We start from the raw sequence: 18224 nt of genomic DNA, 5'->3' as shown, positions 1-18224 counted from the left end.
CGTGTCTTCAAAAAGAGCCCGTAAAATAAGGACTTTTTGAACCTCTCGTATACGAGATCGACCACATTTCTGTACACCGATTGTAGACGGATCGTACACGAACCTACCCGGCGAAATCTCCAAACCGGGGATCATCGAACAGGATGAACTGATCCCGAGCCTCCCGCGCGTGGATGCGGAACTCATCGTCCAGATGGATCGGGAATCCCATCGTGTAGGTGATGGTCTGGGCGAACACGTACCGGAGGTGGGCGAGATCGCGTTCGATCAGCGCGGTCCGGTCCCGCTCGAACCATCGCGCGTGGATGAACTCGTTCATCGCGGGTTCACGGGCGAAGACCGGCAACATCCGGGACAACACACAGTCGGGTCCCTCCAGATAGGTGAGCCCGAACACGTCGCGAATCTCGTACGTGATCGTCTGGATGGTCGCCTCGATCTCGACCGGATCGGTCGGGCTGAACGTCAACCCGGGTTCCGGCAGCCACACCCGGTAGGTCTGCCGCAGACAATCCCTCGCGTAGTCCCGTTCCGACCGCCAGTCCCGCACGGGCACGTCGCGGATACGTTCGCCATGCATGAACCCGCCCACACAGATTAGACCTTCGGGTTCACGGTTCCGTCTGAGATCACGGTCGGACACGTTCATTCGTACATCGATCATCATCCCATACTTAGCGGACCGTCGCGGAAACCCTGTTCAAACCGGGCGATTCTCGCGGGCCGATAAATATCGGCATGTCCCGTGCCTCGTACCTCCACGTCCGCCATGATCCGCGAATGCTCGAACGGCTCCGCCCGGTGCTGGATCGGGCGTTCGATCTCGGCTTGGTGGAACTCGATCAACTCCGCACCGATCCGCTCCCGGAGATTCCCCGGATCAACCCCACGGATAGGAACGCGGCGGAACAGATTCTCAAAGCCCACAGTCAGCGCGAATACATCGGGCAAGCCCGGTCGCGTCGCCGGACCGAGGTGATCCGCGAGATTCAGGCGATCCTCGATCTCACCGCAGATCGAACCGTCCCCGCGCCGAACGAACCCGATCCCGATCCGGAACCCGCCCCGGTGATCCAGATCACCGCGCCCGATCCCGAGGCGACCGCCGCGCGGGACGCGGAACTCCGCGCGAAGCTGGAACGGATGAAGTCGCGCCCGGTCGAGGATGACGACTGATGGCGGTCGCCAAGAGCAAGAAAAAGCCGATCCCGCCCCCGCCCGATCCGGCGACGATGATCGGGTTCCGTGAGTTCTTTCTCGAATACCAAGAGATTCAGCGACGGAACCAGCCGGACGAGATTCTCCCCACTCCGGAGTTCCACGAACTGATCTGCGTCTGGTTGGAAGACACTCAGACGTGTCCACGGCGACTGTTGCAGGCGTTCCGCGAGGCGTCGAAATCGTACATCGTTTGCATCTATATCGCGTGGCGCCTGTACCGTGATCCCTACTTCACCGCGATCACGATCAGTTCGGTCCATTCGCTGGCGGAGAAGAACGCCCACTTCATCCGGACGTGCATTGAGACGCACCCCCGATGTGCGTACCTCGTGCCACAGGGCGAACGCGGCAACACGTGGCAGACCACGAAGTTCAACGTGAACCGTGATGGTGGTCCGAACGAATATTCGGTGATGGCGCTCAGCCTCGACGGCAAGATCACCGGGAACCACGCCAAGCTGGTCGTCGCGGACGATCTCGAAGTCCCCCAATCGGTGGCGACCCCGAAGGATCAACAGAAGCTAAGGGATTGCCTCCGCGAACTTCGCGCGATCTCGCGGATGAGACTGTTCGTCGGGACCCCGCACACGAGCGTTCAAAAGAGCATGTACACGCCGCTCTTGGCGGACCCCGAAGTCGAACGCCATCTCGTCCCGGTCTACACCGAGGACGAGAACGAGGCTCGCGTTTACGCATGGCCGGACCGGTACGATGACGATGAGATCGCCTCGATCATCAAAGAGTCCGGACAGGCGTACTTTGAATCCCAATACATGCTGATCCCCGCGAACATGACCACTCAGGGGATGGCACTGTCGCAGATCGTCGAGTACGAGACCGAACTCACCCACGCTGAGATCGGCGCATTCGCCCAACGCGTCTACAAACTCGGTGACGCTCAGATCACGGATATCGAAATCGCATGGGACCCGAGCGAAGGATTCAGCGGAAAGGACGACTCGGTCGTTTCGCTGGTGCTGCGGGACGCGAAAGACAACGTTCACCTTCACCGTCAGGTCAAGTTACCCGCCGTCGATAAGGACGGATTCGTCCCTCAGTTCGCCGTCGTTCTCGATCTGATGAAACAGTTCCGCCTCGGTCGGATCACGATTGAGACGAACGTGTTCCGCCAGCTTCACACCGATTTCAAAAACTATGCGGTCTCTAAGGGATACGCGGTTCAGGCGATCCCCGAACATACGGTGAAGGATAAGGCGATGCGAATCGAACTCGCCCTCGCTCATCTGATCGCGTCGCGTCGGTTCCACGTTCACAAGTCGATCCCGCAAGCCTTCCTCGATCAGGCCGCGAACTTCCCCGCGTGCGTGAAGAACCGACGTGATCTCGACGATCATCTCGATTCCGCCGCCCTCGCTATCGCCCGGCTCCGCCCGTTGGGCGCACGGGCCGGCTCGAACCTCGAACGGCTCGGGTGGAACCGGGGACCGATCACCAGCCCGGCCCGCTCGTACACGAGCCAGTTCGACGCCCCCCGAAGTTCGATGTGGTGAGCTAAATACGGACACATTCAAGTTGAGGTGTCCGCATGTCTGAGAGAGAAGAACTTTACATTCCGTTGGTCGAGGTGATCGGCCCCGCGAACCGCGATGACCTGACCGTCGCCGTGACTCAGGCCGGGGTGATTCTCGGTGGATACGCGCTGATCCTCGCCGTGGTGATCGCCGCCCCGTTCCTCGCCACGTTCACCACGTACGGGACGATCATCGCCCTACTCTTTGCGCTCGTATCTGGATTCTCCAGTTACGTCGGGAAGCAAGCCGCCCTCATGGGCCATCGCGGGATCGCCCGGGGATCACTCTGGACCGCACTCGCGACCGGCCTCGGGGCGTTCCTGAGCGTGGGATCGATCCTCGTGTGGGGTCTGATCTGATGACCGCCCGCCGCGCTCTCGACGGTGCCGCGTCGATCCTCGCGATAGTGCTGTTCGTCAGCATGATCGGACTCACCACGTTGTTCGTGGTCGACAAGATGAAGGCGGATCGCGCGCATAACGCGTTCCTGTCCGATTTGAGCGTCTACACCCGATGAGCATGTGGGAGCGTGTCCAGTTCATCATCACCAACATCCGCTCGATCATGCTGGCGGGTGTGGTCGCATGGTTGCTGATCGTCTTCACCCTCGACCTGATCGGTCTGATCGATGTCGAGGTGGACTGTCCCTCGTGTATGAAGGTCATCAAACTGATCCAACCGGCGTTCGCCGATGATGGCACCCAACGAATCCAACCAGACGCCCCGCTCACGATCCGCGTGAGAATCTGAAAACGAAAACGCCCCGGCCGCGAGGCTGATCGCCGCTCGATAAATAGATGCGTCATTCAAACATGGACGCATCCAAACATGGCCGTAACGCCCAAGAACACGTACTCCGGGAACGGGGTCCAAACAGTTTTCACGATCACGTTCCCGTTCGAGGATAGCGGCGATCTGGCCGTGTACGTCGATCAGGTCGAGAAGACGATCACCACCGATTACACCGTGGCGGATGACGAACTGACGTTCGTGTCGGCGCCGGCCAACGATGCGGAAATCGTCATTGCGCTCCGCAACATGGAAGCGGATCGGCTGATCGACTATCAGGCGGTTGGACCGTTCCATCATACCGATATCAACGCCGATCTGGATCGCCTCTACATCCTAGTTGGACAGGCGATGAACCGGCTCGATCACATGGTCGAGTTCAACCCGTCCGCGATTGGTGGTTCCGCCGTGCTGACGCTGGGCGAGGACGCCACGGACCGGGCCGCGAAGCTGATCGGATTCGACGCGGACGGCGACGCGGTCCTCTACTCGAACCCCGACGTGACCCCGATCTTGACCGCGATCAACGACATCGGCTCGAACGGGCTGATCGCCCGCACCGGCTCGGGGACCGCAGCCGCACGAACCCTGACTGGTACAACCAATCAGATCACCGTGACGAACGGTGACGGGGCGAGCGGCAACCCAACCATCTCTCTGCCCTCCGCCATCGATCTCGGATCGGGCACGCTCACCACCACCGGAACGATCACCGGGGGTGATCTCGTGGCGGGTTCGTCCGACTCGATTGGGTTCGGATCGCGCTCGATCATGACCAGCCCCAGTGATGGAGCCGTTCGCCTGTCCAACGCGGCCGGTACGGATTTCAGCCTGCTCCAGTTTGGCGGAACCACGGCGAGCTATCCCGCCCTGAACCGGTTCACCCATATGCTCGGGGTGAAACTCGCCGACAACTCCGCGAATGCGCCGTTGTTTGCGGAGGAGTTCTACGCGGACGCTGAGGGCGTGTTCCTGTTCTCGAATCGGGGATGGATCGCGGCGAACGCCGATGGCGTGTTCCAGATCAACGACAACGCGGGAACCGATTTCAACCGGCTCCAGTTCGGTGGTTCAACCAGTTCGTTCCCATCGATCCAGCGATCCGGAACCGGACTGATCGTTCGGCTCGCCGATGATTCCGCGAACGCCCCGCTCACGACTTCATCCCTGACCGTCTCGGGATCGACCATCACCGTGGGCGCGAACACCCTGAGTGATTCGAGCGGCAACATTCCTGTGGGCCGTCTCAACTCCGGCACGAGTGCGACCGCTTCGACGTTCTGGTGCGGCGATGGAACGTGGAAGGACCCCGCCACCACGCTGGACGCGATCCTCGTGGGTTCGATGTTCTGGTGGCCCGGTCTGACCGCACCGACCGGCTATCTCGTTCGGGATGGATCGGCGATCTCCCGCACGACCTACGCCGATCTGTTCGACCTATTCGTTACACAGCCGGGATTCACGGGGGTCACGTTCACGATCACGATTGCGTCGCCCGGAGTGGTCACCAGTACAGCGCACGGATTCAACGGGGGTGAGCGACTTCGTCTCACCACCACCGGAGCACTACCGACCGGACTCACCGCTGGTAACGAATACTTCGTGATTTACGTGGATGCGAACACGTTCCGACTGGCGACTTCCGAGGTGAACTATGCCGCAGGGACCGCGATCAACACGTCCGGATCACAGTCGGGTACGCACACGTACACCCGGAGCCTGTTCGGACTCGGTGACGGATCGACGACGTTCAACCTCCCCGATGATCGCGACCTGTTCGCCCGTGGCGCGCCCGCGTCGGGACGCGCCGTTGGCGTGTATCAGGCGTCACAGAACCTCTCGCACTTCCACCAGTACGGCTATTCGGCCGCGACGCTGGCGGGTGGTGTCGGCGGTAACAACGTCAATGCCGGATCAACGATGGGCGACACCACCAGCGAAGGCGGTTCCGAGGCTCGCCCGGTCAACCGCACGTACCTGCCGATCATCAAATACTAACGAGAACCAACATGAGCGCACCCAACCTCTACCATTACGACCCGGATGGAGTTCTGACCGAGATCACCACGGCGGTCGCATCCCCGCGTGATCTCGAACTTGGCGAGACTGTCTGGATGATCCCGGCTCGATCAACCACGGTGGTTCCCCCGGTTCCGGGTGAGAACGAGACCGTCCGGTTCGCGGATGGTGAATGGTCGGTGGTCGCCGATCTGCGCGGCGTGGTCGCGTTCGACACGGCCACCCGACAGCCCGTGGTGATCGCTCAGGTCGGTGAACTCCCCGACCATCTCACCCTGATCGAACCGCCATCCGCGAATCATGTGTTCGACAATGGTGAGTGGATCGAGGGTCCCATCCCGGTTCCCGCGAGTGTGAGCGCCGGCCAACTCATCCGCGCTCTCGATCAGGTCGACTTGCTCGATACGGTGGACGCTGCGGTCGCTCAGGCGGATTCGCTCACCCAACGTCTGTGGGCGCGTGCGGCGATCTTTGAACGGTCTGATCCGCTCATCGTCGGGATGGCTGCGGCCATCGGTCAGACCACCGAACAGTTGGACGATCTCTTTAGGCTCGCCGCGACGTTCTGATTCTCTCTGTTCGCTAAATAAGGACAGACCAGATTAGACGAGATCAGACGAGCATGAGCACAGAACCCGGATGGGAACCATCCATGTCGATCACGCGACCGGAACCGGCCAGCGATGAAGACTACGCCGCCACTTTCAACACCCCGCACGGACGGCGAGTCCTGAACGATCTCGCACGATCCGCGATCCTTCCCGCGCTCGATCTGACCCATCCTGATCCGCACCTCGCCGTCGCCATCGCCGCACGGCTGAACGAGGTGCTGAGGATTCGCAATCGAGTTGAGTTCGCGATCAAGGGAACCCGAACCAACCAGATCAACAGAGGCTAAGAACAGATGGAACAGAACGCCAATAACCAACAGACGGCGGAATCAACCGCCGCAACCCAGACCGAACAGACGGATCAAACTCAGACGGATCAGACCAAGGTCGAGGTGAAGCCGGACGCGACCACCGAGACGAAGCGGCCGAAGCTATCGTTGAAGATGGACGAGAACATCTCGACGGAATCCGACGATGCTGATTCGGGCGTCGAGATCGAGGATGCGTCGGACACGTCGAAACTACCGAGGAAGTTCAAGACCGTCGACGATCTGAGCAAGGCGTACGCGGAATCCGAAAAGCGGATGCGGGAACTCGAAACCCAGATGAAGGATGCGCCGGCCGCTCCGGATGAATACGTGGACAACGATGAGGTGTTCACCCGGCATGGACTGGCGTGGCAGAACGACGAACAGCGCGACGCATGGCGGACCATCTTCAAAGAGGAACGCCTCCCTCAGAAGACCGTCGACCGTCTGACTGACAAGTACGGCGAACAGTTGAACGCCATCGTCAGCCAGTACGGGACCCCCGTGGACGATGAAGCGGAAACCGCCAAGCTGGTCGAGAAATACGGGGATAAAGCGGAAACCCGGATCGCCGCTCAGAATCGATGGGCCATCGCCAAGCTACCCGCCGACGTGGCGAAGCGTCTTCTCCCCATCGCGAACGGTCGATTGCTGATCGATATGATGATGGACTCGCAGGGCGGAGCGAAGTTCGAGCGGACCGACGCCGCGCCGGGTGGTGCGGGATCACTCGACGAGATCATCGCGAAGAAAAAGGCGATCCTCAATCACCCCGCCCGGGATTCGCAGACCAGCGAAGGCAAGCGGATGCGGGCGGAACTCGACGATCTCATCCGCCAGCAACACAAGCTGGAATCCCAGAAGTAACCGGATCGAACTCCAACCAACGACCCCCGCCACCGTGCGGGGGTTTTCGTTCGTGTCACGGGAATCCGCGTCCGCCCTAAATAGATTTCAGAACGTCACACATCGCCCTGTGCCCGTGGCGTGAGCCGGACAATCCCCGCAAGCGGACCCGGACACGCAAAGCCGGACAACACCTCGCGGCAGATCGGACGGTCGAATCAATCAAACCAATCAACAAGAGGGGGAAAACCTCCATGTCGTCTCTCGATCCCGTATTCGCGACTAAGTTCTCGGACTTCGTCACCACCGCTCAGGAACAGGACCAGTCCAAGTTGCGTGGCCGTGTGTTGGAAATGACCAACATCGGCGCTGAAACCATCAACTTCCCGTTCGCCACCTCCGCGTCCAGTGAGGACACGTACGTCCGTGGCGCTGATCTGGCCCTCGACCCCGACGCGTTCTCGTTCAAGACCGCGACGATGATTCCGACTGTGGCCCATCGCTGGCTTCACACGCTGGATCAGGCTCAGTCGAACGTCTCCGGATGGGACAAGGTCAACTCGCGCCAGATCGCGAACGAACTGAACCGCAAGATCGACCGCCGGATCATCGAAGCCGCCAACGCTGGCGCCTCGACCGGTGTCGCCTCCGCCGCGCTCGATATGGCGTACGTCGCCGCCGTTGGTGTCGCGATGAAGACCGCCGATCTCGGCGCGGGAAAGATCACTTGGGTTGTCACCCCGAAGGTTTGGGGAAAGCTGATCCAGCTTGCCCAGATAACCAGCGGTGACTACGTCAAGTCCGGCGCGATCATGACCGGTGACATCCTCGGACTGTTCGGGATGGACATCGTTGTCTCGACCGTTCTGAACGGATTGTCCTTTCAGGAATCCACCGTCCACAAGACGTTCGTCATTCATGAGAACGCGCTCGGACTGGGTATCGCTCAGGACGTGAAGACGGAATCCAACTACGTCCCGCAGAAGCTGATGCATCTGTTCGCGTCCACCATGGTTTGCGGCGCGACGGTCATCGATCCCGCTGGCGTACAGGTCAACACGGTGTCGAGCCTCTAATCCGGCTCGATCCCCAACACTAACAAGATGAGGAACACTCACAATGGCAACTGTAACTTCTGACGTTTCTTCGGGCACCGCGACCCGTTTCGATTCGATGATCCTGTCCCGGACGAAGGCAATCGAATGCGCTGGTTCTCCGGCGACCACCGAGTCCCGCGCGATGATCGCGATGAGCAAGGGTGACGAGATCGTTGACGTGATCGTTGATGCGGACGCGCTTGGTGCGAACACCTCGTACTCGGTCGGCTACTCCCTCGGGGGTACCATCACCGATGACGACGCGTTCATCCTGACCACCACGTCCACGTCGGCGACCCGCGCCAGCCTGAACGCCCTGACCGACGTGACTTCGCTCGCGAAGGGTCGCGGCTATGTCTTCTCCGCTGACGGTACCGTCGACATCACCGCTGTCGGTTCCGGCGCGTGGACCGGTTCGGTCCGCGTTACGGTGTTGTTCAAGCGGACCGCCGCCTAAGCCGATCCCGGCCTGATCTGATTCCAGTCGCCCCGCCGTTCCAACGCGCGGGGCGATCTGCGTTCAGCCCTCGCAGATAAATACTCGGAACCAACAAACCTCCCAACCGGAGCAACCAAAAAGATGTGTTTCATGTCCGCCCCTGATGTGCCCGCCGCGAAGCCGACCGAACAGGTCATGGCGGAACGTCGCGAGTCCGGCCGAAAGGCCCGCAACAATGCCCGGCTTTCCGCGATTGGTGCGGGATCGCTGGACGCCCCGGTCGATCCGTTCGCCGATCTGAAAACCGGACCGTTCAAACTCGGGGCGTTCTAACGCATGTCCGAGTTGACCGCCGAACAGGCGCGATCTCGGCTGGCCGTGGCGAAGTCGCGTCGCCAACCATTCGAGACCGAGATCGCCAAGTGTTACGAGGTGACGATCCCACAGGGATGGTGCCCGAACGGGATCGTGCGGGATCGCCGCGACACGAACGATTCGACCGCGACCGTAGGGGTGCAACAGCTTGCCAGCACGGTCACGAAATACTTGGTACCGATGGACCGCCGTTGGTGTGAGTTCGACATTGTCCCGCTCGCTCGGGAGTACGGCGCGACCGGCGAACTCGAATACGTACTCGCTCAGTCCGAAGGGGTGTTCTATGCGGAGCTACTCGACTCCGGTTTCTATTCGGTGGTCGAGGAATCCGTCACCGATTCGATCATCTGTGGCGTCGGCGCCATCGGGATCGAGATCGAAGACGATGGACTCTACTTCACCGCGTTGAACATCTCGGGTCTCTACTTCCTCGACGATGGATCGAGCTACATCGATACGGTGTTCCGCGAGTACCGGTTGCCCGCGCGGAAGGTGGTCGAGAAGTACGCGGACGAGTGCCCCTCGTGGATCGTCGAGTTGAACGAGAAGACCCCGGACGAATCGGTCGATCTGGTCGAGGCGATGACGCCATCCGGTAAGCGTTGGGAGTTCTCGGTGTGGACCGCGAAGGGATTCGAGCGGCTCCATACGAAGCAATGCGCGTACCGTCCGTTCATCGTCTTCCGGTTCTACCGGGTGAGCGGCCAGCCCTACGGGGACAGCCCGGTCCGTTCGTGCCTCGGTGACATCAACACGTTGATCCAGATGGTCCGCGACACGATGGCGGCGGGTGAACGTCAGGCGCGACCCTCGTACACCTCGAACGATCCTGAACTCCGCAACATGCGGATTCAGCCCGACATGGTCCACTACATGGACCCGAACTCGAAACTCGACATGATCCCGACCGGCGCGGATGTCCGGCTCGGAACCGAGATGATCGTGATGCAACAGACCAAGGTCCGCCAAGGGCTGATGGTCGACGTTCTTCCCGGATCGGATCGGATGACGAAGGGAGAAGTCGACTTGCGTTCGGCACAGTGGTTCGACCGGATCGGTGGTGCCGCACGGCGACTCGAAAAGGAACTACTCGAACCGTTGATCCGCTCGGTGGTGATGGCGTTGCAGGCGTCCGGCCGAATGCCGGATTTCCCGTTGGGTCCGGAATCGCCGGTCCTCTTGAACATCCGCGCACTCACCACGCGGGTCCACCAGATGCAGCGATTCCGCGAAACCTATGAGGGGGTCGCCATGATGAAACAGCTTGGCGGACGCGAGGCGATGCAGATTCTCGACGTACCGGCGACGAACCGGTTCCTGTGGGAACAGATCGTCCCGCCGCATCTGTTGAAGCCGGCCGCACAGGTCGAGGCGGAACTCAAAGCGATGCAGATGGGGACCGCCGTCGCCGGGGGTATGGCTATCGCGAACGGACAGGGGAATACCGAGATGGCGGCGGAAGCCGGAAAGGCTGCCGCGAATGTCGGCCCTGACATCATGAGCATGTTCGGCGCCGCCATGGGTGGTGAGGAACCGATTGAATGAGCGAACTCGGTGATCGTTGTCGCGCGGGAATCGCCCAAGCCGTAGGTGATGCGCTGCATCCGATGGAGATCGAAGCGCTCGCGAAGAAAGTCGCGGACCGCGTTCGTGAGCGGATGCGGATGTCGAAGATTCTGTCCGAACCCGAGACGTTGCTGGACGTGATCAACGATATGGTCCGCGCGGAGAAGCGCGCCGCGTTCGAGCAATGGAAACAGAAAGCCTTGCAGCTAGAGAAAGCGAAGGAACGATGGACCGCTCAGAACCGACACGTTGGGAATGAGACGCTCTCGATTGAGTCCGACCTGATCAACATCGAACGCAAAGCCGGACGCGGCGACAACGAAGGGTTCGGCCGATCCGCAGAAACCCGGATCGAAGTCGAGACGAACAAGCTACTCACCCCGTTCTATCACGCGATGGCCGAAGCCGGGTTCACCACGATGAACCCGGTCACGCTTTGGCGGTTCCACTCGAAAGACTTCCGTCGTGATGTCGTGCGCGAGATGGCCCGTCAGAACGGCGACACCAGACAACCGCCCACGGGGAACCGTGAGGCGGAGCGGCTCGCCCGGGTTTACGTGACCGTGACTGAACTCGCGCGGGTCCGGTTGAACCAGTTGGGTGCGGTGATCGATCACCTCCCCGGCTACATCACCCGACAGTCCTACAATCAGCGCAAAATCAGGAAAGCCAGCTTTGAACAGTTCGAGCGGGACTTTTACGAGTCGGTCGGCGAGAAGACGTTCGACAACTACGGGATCGGTTCCGACCCGAAGGAACGCACAGAGTTCGTTCGACACCTCAAGTACCGACTGGAATCCGGCGACCACGGGCACCGGACCGAATCCGATCTGATGTCGGCGTTCGAGGGTGGGAGCGCGAACCTCGCGAAGTCGCTCAGCCATGATCGGCTGATCGAGTTCAAGAACGCGGACGCGTGGTTCGAGTTTAACGAGAAGTACGGGATGGGCGGCATCCACGATGCGATGGCGAACCTACTGAGATCGACCGGGCGGAATGCCGGACTGATGGACAAGTACGGTCCGAACCCACGCGCCGGACTGAAAGCGGATATCGACCGCGCACGCAATCGGATTCGCGAACGCGGCGACACGGATGAGGCGAAGCGTCTCGACGATGCGGAACGCAAGTTCGGCCGGTACATGGACATCCTCGACGGCACCGCCAGCAACCCGTCGAACATCACCGCGTCGCGGATCATGACGGTCGCGCGCGGTTGGATCACCGCGTCGAAACTCACCGGAGGTATTCTCTCGTCCGTCACCGATCCGTTCATGCGTGCCCGTGCGCTACAGTGGCACGGGATCAACTATTGGGAGACCGTCGGAAAGAGTTTTTGGAAACTCGCCACGGATTGGATTCCCGGCGGGAATCGAGCCGATCAACTCGCGTTCATGAACCACTTCGGGGTGAGCGCGGACGTGCATATCAGTCTGATGAACGCCCCGCTCCGCGCCACCGATGGAGAGAGTCTCATTCCCGGGTTCACGCAAAAGCTGGCCGGGTTGATGACGATCCTCAACGGCCAGCGCTACATCACGCGGGTCATGCTGGAAGCGTCGAACATAGAGATCGCCGCGAACCTCGGGTATCGACGCGATGTGAAGTTCGCCGATCTCCCCGAGAAGCTACGCACCACCATGCTCCGCCACGACTTCGACGAAACCGTTTGGGATATCGCCCGGGCGAACACCTTCGTCGACGATCAGGGACGCCACTTCGTGGTCGCGGATGCGCTCGATAACCTTGACGACGCGGCGGTCCGTACGGTGATGAACAAGCCCGACGCGACCGAGCATGAGGTTCGCCGATTCCGCGACAACGTCGACTCGATCATCCGAGGCTTCAACATCGTCGAGGCCAGCGCATCGATGACCGACCCGAACGTTTACATCAAATACATCACCAGCGGTGGCGCGGGCGGCGGTCGTCCCGGCGATCCCGGATACGAGATCGTCAAGTCGATCATGCAGTTCAAGTCGTTCGCATGGATGATGGGGTCCACACATATGAGGCGGGAACTCTACCGGGGCGAGTCCGCCTCGGTTGATGGAATCCTCGGAATCCTCGCCTCGACCACGTTCGCCGGGCTGGTCAGCATGAGCGTGAAAGATTTCTTCGCGAACAAGTCGATGCGCGATTGGCACGACCGCGAAGCCGCCGCGTCGAACATGATGGAAGCGCTCGCCAAGGGCGGCGGTCTGTCGCTGATCGGCGACATCATCACTCAGGACATGATGAAGGGGGGTCAACCTCAGATCGGTGTGCTCGCCGGCCCGCTCGCATCGAGCATCGTTCAGGGGGTTGGTGTCGCTCAGCACGCGGTCGCCGCCGCGACCGGCACGGGCAAGAACAACCTCGCCTCAGAGACGATCCGACTCGTGAACGGGCACATCCCGTTGATCAACGTGTTTTGGGCGCGCGCGATCTGGGAAGGATTGGTTGTCCATCGCATGATGGAAGCCGCAAGCCCCGGCTTCGTCGGTCGGGTCGAACAGAAGATGATGCGCGACTTCCGACAGGAACGGCTCATCGATTTCCGTTAACGCATGCACGCGTACATCTTTTCGAGCGCGGTCGCTTCCAAGTTGGCCCGCTCGATCTGTGCGGCCGCCGCGTTGAGTTGATCGATCTCATCGCGGAACTGCGGTCCGAGTTCACCAACGGCGTCCATGTCGGCGATCCGCTTACGAAGGTCCGCAACCTCGGCTTCCAGCATGGACTGTTGCGTCTTTCCGCCGGGCTGACGCTCCGCCTCCGCCGCGCCGCGTGCCCGCTGGTATTCGAGATCGGCACGTTCGACCAGCCGCGCATCATCCGCGCTGATCCGGTTCACCGGGTTCGTGCGTTCCTCCAGATAGCGATCCACCCGGGCGAGGAACTCGTTCTTCGCCTCGGTCAACGCGTCCGCTTCCCGGCGGATCATCGCGGGGATATCCGCGCCGGCCCGTTCGAGTTCGGCCTGCCGTTCGGTCTCGATCCGCTTCGCCTCGGTCAGGCGGGATTCCGCTTCGCTGATCCGCGCGGGGTCCACCCCTTCGGTCGCCCTCAACGTGGCGAGCGCCTCGGTCTGTTCCTGTACGGCACGGCTCGCCGTATCGAGCGCGGCCTGTGCCTGCACCTGTTTCCGGATCGCCTCGACCGGAGGCGGATCGACCGTCGAGTTCGGATCGATCCCCATGTCGCGAAGCGCTTTCTCGTTCCACCCCGCGTCGTCCATCAACGTATCGATGCGATCCTCGACCGCACGAATCGCAACAGGGTCCGCCCCGGTCGCGCGAAGCCGGTCGAGTTCAGCACGAGCGGCGACAAGCTGGTCCCGGGTCTGACCGATCCGGGTCCGCGCGGTGGTGATCTCATCGATCCCCCGGGTGATCGCCTCGAACTGCCGTTGCGCGTGTTCCGCCGGGGATCGGACGATGCTGGAATCCAAGAGGTGTTCGATCAGCGGGAGTTCCACCCGGACCGGTCGCCCCTCTAGGGTGTCGATCATCCCGACCCGCATCATCGCCGCTTGCGTCTGGCCCGGGGCGTTCTCGGTGATCGAGGCGATCTGTTGCAGTTCCACCGGGGCACCGCGCATCCGGCGGTACGCGTCCATCGCACCACCCAACGCGGGATGCGCGACCGATCCGAACACCGATCCGTACAGGACGTTTTCGAGCGCCGTCGCCCACGTGTACTCGCGTTGCTCCGCCGTCGATCCGGCCGCGATGATCGGCTCTAGCATCGCCGTTCCAACCGCACCTTCCGCCGCACCGATCCCGGCGCGCCATGCGGCACGTCCTAGGATGGTCGCACCACGGATTTCGCGTACAAATGGGAACGTGCCCATCAACAGGTTCAGCGGATCGAGCATCGATGCGCCCAACCCGGTGAAGAACTTCGCCCCGGTCTGCACCACACCGCCACGGCCACGGCGGATGATCGACTCACGTTGAAGTTCGATCTCTTTCAGCGCGCGGAGTTCCTTCGCCTCGCGCTCCCGCACGGTCGTTCCCGAATCCCAGCCGAGCAACCGTCGACCATCCACGGTGATCCCATATCGCTTGTTCGCTTCCTCCGCCGACAACAGTTCGGAATCCGCGAAGAACGGATTCTCGAACCCGAACAGCGTGGGCGAGTTCCCGGTCCAACGGCGCGCCATGCGGTCGAGATAGTTCACCGGATTGGTATCGATGGTGTCGTCCCACACCGCACCGAGAACCTCCCCCGTGGAGGACTCGTATTGATCGACGCCCCGGACATCCATCCGGGGATCGTTGAAGATGCCAAGGGATTCGAGATCGGAACCGCTCATCGCTTGTTCTTCTCCCGTGCCTTGCGTTCCTCACGATCCCTGATGTGCTGGCCGGTCGACTGCCGCGACGGGATCACGCTCGGCTCGAACGCGTCCGTGTTGATGTCGCGCAAGCGCATCGCCCGATCATCCCGTTCCTTGATCGCCTCGTACCGCTCACGCGAAGTCGAACCAGCCGGTACGGGTGCGGCCGGCTTGGGTTCGGGTCTCGGATACGCATCGCTCCAACGATCCGGGTTGAGGTTGTCCGGTCCGGTGGCGGGTTCGTTGCGTGGGGTCTCGACCTTACGGTCGAACGATTGCTGCCACCGTTCGACGTTGGTCACCCGGTCCACACGGGGATCGGTTCGCGGCACATCCACGATGGACGGCTCGAACGTCGGGTGTCCCTTCGCGTCACGCGCACGATCATGAGCGGCAGCCAATCCGGGCACGTCGGCGAACCTCACCACCAGCGCGGTCTCTCGACCATCTCGGTTGATCAGGAACGCCCGCCCGTTCGGCATGACCCGATAGATTCCGGACTGATCATGCATGGTGACCCACGATCCTTTCTCCCGCATCTCGTACAACGTGACCTTGTCGCGCTGTTCCTGAGTGAGGGTTTCGCCGACGCTGGCCGGTGGTGTCGGTCGCATCGTCTTCGGGTCGAACTGATCCATCGCGAACTGCGCGGCTTTCTCGACCTGACCGGTGGTCACACCAAGGTTCTTCGGCACCCGCACGGAGAACCCGGAATCCCGGATGTACTCGTACCGGCCAACCAGATCGGCGGTTGCCTTGTCGGCGGCATCGCTCGGGCTCAGGCCACGGTGACCCACTAGGAACAGTGCGTATCGACGAACCGCCTCGTTCATCGCCTTGACCTTGCTATCGCCGTAGATACTGGACCGGTTCGCGGCGATCATCGTCTCTTGCCAATCGCGCATGTTGCTGGTCAACGCCTTCACGACAGTCGTCGCGGCGTTCGCCTCGCGCATGTTCGCGGCCTTCACGAGTTCCTCGTTGTCGGATTGGAACGCGCGGATCAGATCGGTTCGGGCTTGCAGATCGTTCGGCCCGTTCAGGTCGGCGACGATCTGAACGGACGGGTTGATCTTGTCCTTTCCCTGACCGAGCCGACCCATCACGGAATCGAAATGGGGTCCATAGAACCGCTTCAACTCACCGAGATACTCGGCCGCCGCAGCCGGATCGCGCGCGAACAATCCGTTTAGGTTGGACTGGTGGCGTTCGGCCTGTTCGTTCGTGACCACGGACTGTTTCATCAGGGGTACACCGATGGCACGTTGACGCGTCAGCAACGCGTCGAACGCGTTGAACCGGGTCTGATCGTCGGGGCTGATCATGTCGGTCCGCAACGTCGGGTTCGTCCTCAACGCGTAGCCGGCACCGTCATTCTCGATAGTGGTGGCGCGATCACGCGCGGCCTTCACCCGGGCGTCATGCGCTTTCTGTTCGAGCGCGTACGTGGGCGATCCCTCACGGGGTTGGCTCGCCGCTAGCATCGCGTCGACTTCGGCCGGGCTTGCGCCTTGGATTTTCCGGTTGAAGTCGAACGAGATTCCAGCCTGACGGAACCGCTCGACCCATTCGTCCGCAAGCGCGGGGTCCTTCGCGAGTGCCTTCCGGACTTCCGCCTCGGACATCCCTTCGATGGGTTGACCGGTCCGTTCAATCGAGCGCTCGTTGTCGTCGAGTCGTCGCCGCAGCGCAGCCGCACCAATCGCCGCAGCCGACGCCGCCGCAGCCTGACGCCGCGCCAGTCGACCCGTGAGGTACCGGCCCAAGCCTTCGCGTTCCTCGACCGTGTAGTTCCCGCCCGCGAACTGGCCGGTGCCTTTCTCAATCGAGTCGATCAACGCCTGTGACGGGTTCGCCTCGAACGCGCGGATCGCATCAGCCCGGCGCCGGATCATGTTGACGTTGCCCGCCATGGTCCGCGCCTGCATTGGTGTAATACGGCCATTCGCCTGTGCGCGCTCGATCATTTCAAGCGTGGTTTGCACCCGGAGCGAAGTGGCGGCGGGATCGCGGTTCGAGATCGTGTCGGTATAGATGGCGTCCGTCGCTTTCTCGACCGAGTCGATCAGCGACGTGACGTGCCGCTCCGCATCCGCACGGGCAAGCCCGGTCTGGATCGCGGAGTTCCCACGTTGTTGCATCCCATCGGCGAGCCGCAACAGACCTTGCCGCTGGTGCGGTAAGACTCCCTCGATCCACTCCCTACGCATCTGGACGAACGCCTCGTTGAACCCCTGTGGGTCTGCGGCGAACTGGTCCTGTAGCTTCCGGGTCTTGTCGAGAAGATCGTTCATCTTGATCCCGGCGAGTTCCTCGGTCGCGCCCTGATCGAAGCCTCGACCACGCGCGGTCAACCGTCCGAGGATTCCCGTCGACTGCGGATCGGAACCCGCGCGGGACTGTGCCTCGCGACCCTCCGCAAGTCCGGCCTGTTCCTCGCGTTCCTCCGCCATCGCGAACAGCTTGTCCGCACCCTTATCGAGAAGCGCGGTGTTCGCGGGAGGGATGTAAACGCTCGTGGTGCCGGCTTGGAACGGAACGACCGCGCCCGGTATGGTGATCTTCGCCATCTTAGAGGGTCTCCCCGAACCGGGTCAGACCCAGACTCAATCCACCACCGGACGATCCAATCGCGTTCCCGATCTTGCCGCCCGCCCCTCCGCCGAACGCACCTCCGCCGAAGATCGAGGCGGCCCGAAGTCCACCACCGATGACGCTCCCCCATAGCGCGTTCGATCCGGCCCATCTCGCGTTCGCCGCGCTCGCCTCTAGGGCGCTGCTACGATTGTCCCCGGCGAATCGAATATTATACAGGTCCGTCGCCTCACCAGCGTCCATGAACCCGAGCGCGTCGACGAAGCTGTTCGAGTTCATCCCCGCCCCGGACCCGGCCATCATCGCTTTGACCTGACCGCGTTGACGTGCCGCGAGTTGCTCCCGCTCGGATTCGCGGATCGCCGTCTCAGTGTCGGCGTTGATCGCCGCGTTCGTGTACTGTTTGGCCTGAGCGTCCGCCATGTTCTTCTGTTGGATGCCCGACATCACGGACATTGCCAACGCGCCCACGGCCATCGCGATACTTGCAGGTTCGCACATT

Annotated in this window: 18 protein-coding genes; 14 read left to right on the top strand and 4 right to left on the bottom strand. The window is 61.7% G+C overall.

Going from position 1 to position 18224, the window contains the following annotated elements; genetic code table 11:
- Window positions 1–103: 103 nt before the first annotated feature.
- Window positions 104–649 carry a hypothetical protein gene (locus KF889_04940; protein MBX3498769.1) on the bottom strand — a complete coding sequence of 182 codons (546 nt, stop codon included), beginning with the start codon at window positions 647–649 and terminating at the stop codon, window positions 104–106.
- 131 nt (window positions 650–780) lie between these two features.
- Between KF889_04940 and KF889_04935 the strand changes: the two genes are divergently transcribed.
- From KF889_04935 to KF889_04870, 14 genes are all read left to right on the top strand, one after another.
- Window positions 781–1176, top strand: coding sequence for a hypothetical protein (locus KF889_04935; protein MBX3498768.1), 396 nt, complete (start codon window positions 781–783; stop codon window positions 1174–1176).
- Window positions 1176–2732: a phage terminase large subunit gene (gene terL, locus KF889_04930; GenBank protein ID MBX3498767.1), complete on the top strand. Its 1557-nt coding sequence runs from the start codon at window positions 1176–1178 to the stop codon at window positions 2730–2732. The genes KF889_04935 and terL overlap by 1 nt, the downstream gene beginning before the upstream one ends.
- A gap of 35 nt (window positions 2733–2767) precedes the next feature.
- On the top strand, window positions 2768–3112 hold the full coding sequence (locus KF889_04925) for a hypothetical protein (protein ID MBX3498766.1): 345 nt from the start codon (window positions 2768–2770) through the stop codon (window positions 3110–3112).
- Entirely contained in the window at window positions 3112–3270 is a 159-nt protein-coding gene (locus tag KF889_04920; GenBank protein MBX3498765.1) for a hypothetical protein, read from the top strand. The genes KF889_04925 and KF889_04920 overlap by 1 nt, the downstream gene beginning before the upstream one ends.
- Window positions 3267–3503, top strand: a complete 237-nt coding sequence (locus tag KF889_04915) for a hypothetical protein (GenBank protein MBX3498764.1) — start codon at window positions 3267–3269, stop codon at window positions 3501–3503. Before KF889_04920 ends, KF889_04915 begins: the two co-directional genes overlap by 4 nt.
- 78 nt (window positions 3504–3581) lie before the next feature.
- Window positions 3582–5540, top strand: a complete 1959-nt coding sequence (locus tag KF889_04910) for a tail fiber protein (GenBank protein ID MBX3498763.1) — start codon at window positions 3582–3584, stop codon at window positions 5538–5540.
- Window positions 5541–5551: 11 nt separating this feature from the next.
- Window positions 5552–6130, top strand: a complete 579-nt coding sequence (locus KF889_04905; protein MBX3498762.1) for a hypothetical protein — start codon at window positions 5552–5554, stop codon at window positions 6128–6130.
- Window positions 6131–6213: 83 nt separating this feature from the next.
- Window positions 6214–6459, top strand: coding sequence for a hypothetical protein (locus KF889_04900; GenBank protein ID MBX3498761.1), 246 nt, complete (start codon window positions 6214–6216; stop codon window positions 6457–6459).
- A 6-nt stretch (window positions 6460–6465) separates the two neighbouring features.
- Window positions 6466–7347 (top strand): hypothetical protein, encoded by an 882-nt coding sequence (locus KF889_04895; GenBank protein MBX3498760.1) that lies wholly within the window; start codon window positions 6466–6468, stop codon window positions 7345–7347.
- Window positions 7348–7580: 233 nt separating this feature from the next.
- On the top strand, window positions 7581–8402 hold the full coding sequence (locus tag KF889_04890) for a hypothetical protein (protein MBX3498759.1): 822 nt from the start codon (window positions 7581–7583) through the stop codon (window positions 8400–8402).
- Window positions 8403–8445: 43 nt separating this feature from the next.
- Entirely contained in the window at window positions 8446–8880 is a 435-nt protein-coding gene (locus KF889_04885) for a hypothetical protein (protein MBX3498758.1), read from the top strand.
- 132 nt (window positions 8881–9012) lie between these two features.
- Window positions 9013–9195 carry a hypothetical protein gene (locus tag KF889_04880; GenBank protein MBX3498757.1) on the top strand — a complete coding sequence of 61 codons (183 nt, stop codon included), beginning with the start codon at window positions 9013–9015 and terminating at the stop codon, window positions 9193–9195.
- A 3-nt stretch (window positions 9196–9198) separates the two neighbouring features.
- A complete protein-coding gene (locus tag KF889_04875; GenBank protein MBX3498756.1) occupies window positions 9199–10782 on the top strand; it encodes a hypothetical protein in 1584 nt (527 codons plus the stop codon).
- Complete coding sequence (locus KF889_04870) at window positions 10779–13349, top strand: hypothetical protein (GenBank protein MBX3498755.1); 2571 nt, start codon at window positions 10779–10781, stop codon at window positions 13347–13349. The genes KF889_04875 and KF889_04870 overlap by 4 nt, the downstream gene beginning before the upstream one ends.
- Here KF889_04870 and KF889_04865 read toward each other — a convergent pair.
- From KF889_04865 to KF889_04855, 3 genes are read right to left on the bottom strand one after another with little or no spacing between them, the layout of a single operon-like run.
- On the bottom strand, window positions 13346–15103 hold the full coding sequence (locus tag KF889_04865) for a hypothetical protein (protein MBX3498754.1): 1758 nt from the start codon (window positions 15101–15103) through the stop codon (window positions 13346–13348). The two genes, KF889_04870 and KF889_04865, sit on opposite strands and share 4 nt — an antisense overlap.
- Window positions 15100–17697, bottom strand: coding sequence for a hypothetical protein (locus KF889_04860; protein MBX3498753.1), 2598 nt, complete (start codon window positions 17695–17697; stop codon window positions 15100–15102). Before KF889_04860 ends, KF889_04865 begins: the two co-directional genes overlap by 4 nt.
- A gap of 1 nt (window position 17698) precedes the next feature.
- Window positions 17699–18199, bottom strand: a complete 501-nt coding sequence (locus KF889_04855) for a hypothetical protein (GenBank protein MBX3498752.1) — start codon at window positions 18197–18199, stop codon at window positions 17699–17701.
- Window positions 18200–18224: the final 25 nt, after the last annotated feature.

The organism is Alphaproteobacteria bacterium, from assembly GCA_019635875.1.
Classification (GTDB): domain Bacteria; phylum Pseudomonadota; class Alphaproteobacteria; order Reyranellales; family Reyranellaceae; genus JAFAZJ01.
Note: the sequence above shows the minus strand (reverse complement) of the source record. Positions and strands in the feature narration are given on the sequence as shown.

Coding starts and splice junctions, on each gene's coding strand:
- KF889_04940 (MBX3498769.1), bottom strand. CDS start 649: ATGAACGTGTCCGACCGTGATCTCAGACGGAACCGTGAACCCGAAGGT.
- KF889_04935 (MBX3498768.1), top strand. CDS start 781: ATGCTCGAACGGCTCCGCCCGGTGCTGGATCGGGCGTTCGATCTCGGC.
- terL (MBX3498767.1), top strand. CDS start 1,176: ATGGCGGTCGCCAAGAGCAAGAAAAAGCCGATCCCGCCCCCGCCCGAT.
- KF889_04925 (MBX3498766.1), top strand. CDS start 2,768: ATGTCTGAGAGAGAAGAACTTTACATTCCGTTGGTCGAGGTGATCGGC.
- KF889_04920 (MBX3498765.1), top strand. CDS start 3,112: ATGACCGCCCGCCGCGCTCTCGACGGTGCCGCGTCGATCCTCGCGATA.
- KF889_04915 (MBX3498764.1), top strand. CDS start 3,267: ATGAGCATGTGGGAGCGTGTCCAGTTCATCATCACCAACATCCGCTCG.
- KF889_04910 (MBX3498763.1), top strand. CDS start 3,582: ATGGCCGTAACGCCCAAGAACACGTACTCCGGGAACGGGGTCCAAACA.
- KF889_04905 (MBX3498762.1), top strand. CDS start 5,552: ATGAGCGCACCCAACCTCTACCATTACGACCCGGATGGAGTTCTGACC.
- KF889_04900 (MBX3498761.1), top strand. CDS start 6,214: ATGTCGATCACGCGACCGGAACCGGCCAGCGATGAAGACTACGCCGCC.
- KF889_04895 (MBX3498760.1), top strand. CDS start 6,466: ATGGAACAGAACGCCAATAACCAACAGACGGCGGAATCAACCGCCGCA.
- KF889_04890 (MBX3498759.1), top strand. CDS start 7,581: ATGTCGTCTCTCGATCCCGTATTCGCGACTAAGTTCTCGGACTTCGTC.
- KF889_04885 (MBX3498758.1), top strand. CDS start 8,446: ATGGCAACTGTAACTTCTGACGTTTCTTCGGGCACCGCGACCCGTTTC.
- KF889_04880 (MBX3498757.1), top strand. CDS start 9,013: ATGTCCGCCCCTGATGTGCCCGCCGCGAAGCCGACCGAACAGGTCATG.
- KF889_04875 (MBX3498756.1), top strand. CDS start 9,199: ATGTCCGAGTTGACCGCCGAACAGGCGCGATCTCGGCTGGCCGTGGCG.
- KF889_04870 (MBX3498755.1), top strand. CDS start 10,779: ATGAGCGAACTCGGTGATCGTTGTCGCGCGGGAATCGCCCAAGCCGTA.
- KF889_04865 (MBX3498754.1), bottom strand. CDS start 15,103: ATGAGCGGTTCCGATCTCGAATCCCTTGGCATCTTCAACGATCCCCGG.
- KF889_04860 (MBX3498753.1), bottom strand. CDS start 17,697: ATGGCGAAGATCACCATACCGGGCGCGGTCGTTCCGTTCCAAGCCGGC.
- KF889_04855 (MBX3498752.1), bottom strand. CDS start 18,199: ATGGCCGTGGGCGCGTTGGCAATGTCCGTGATGTCGGGCATCCAACAG.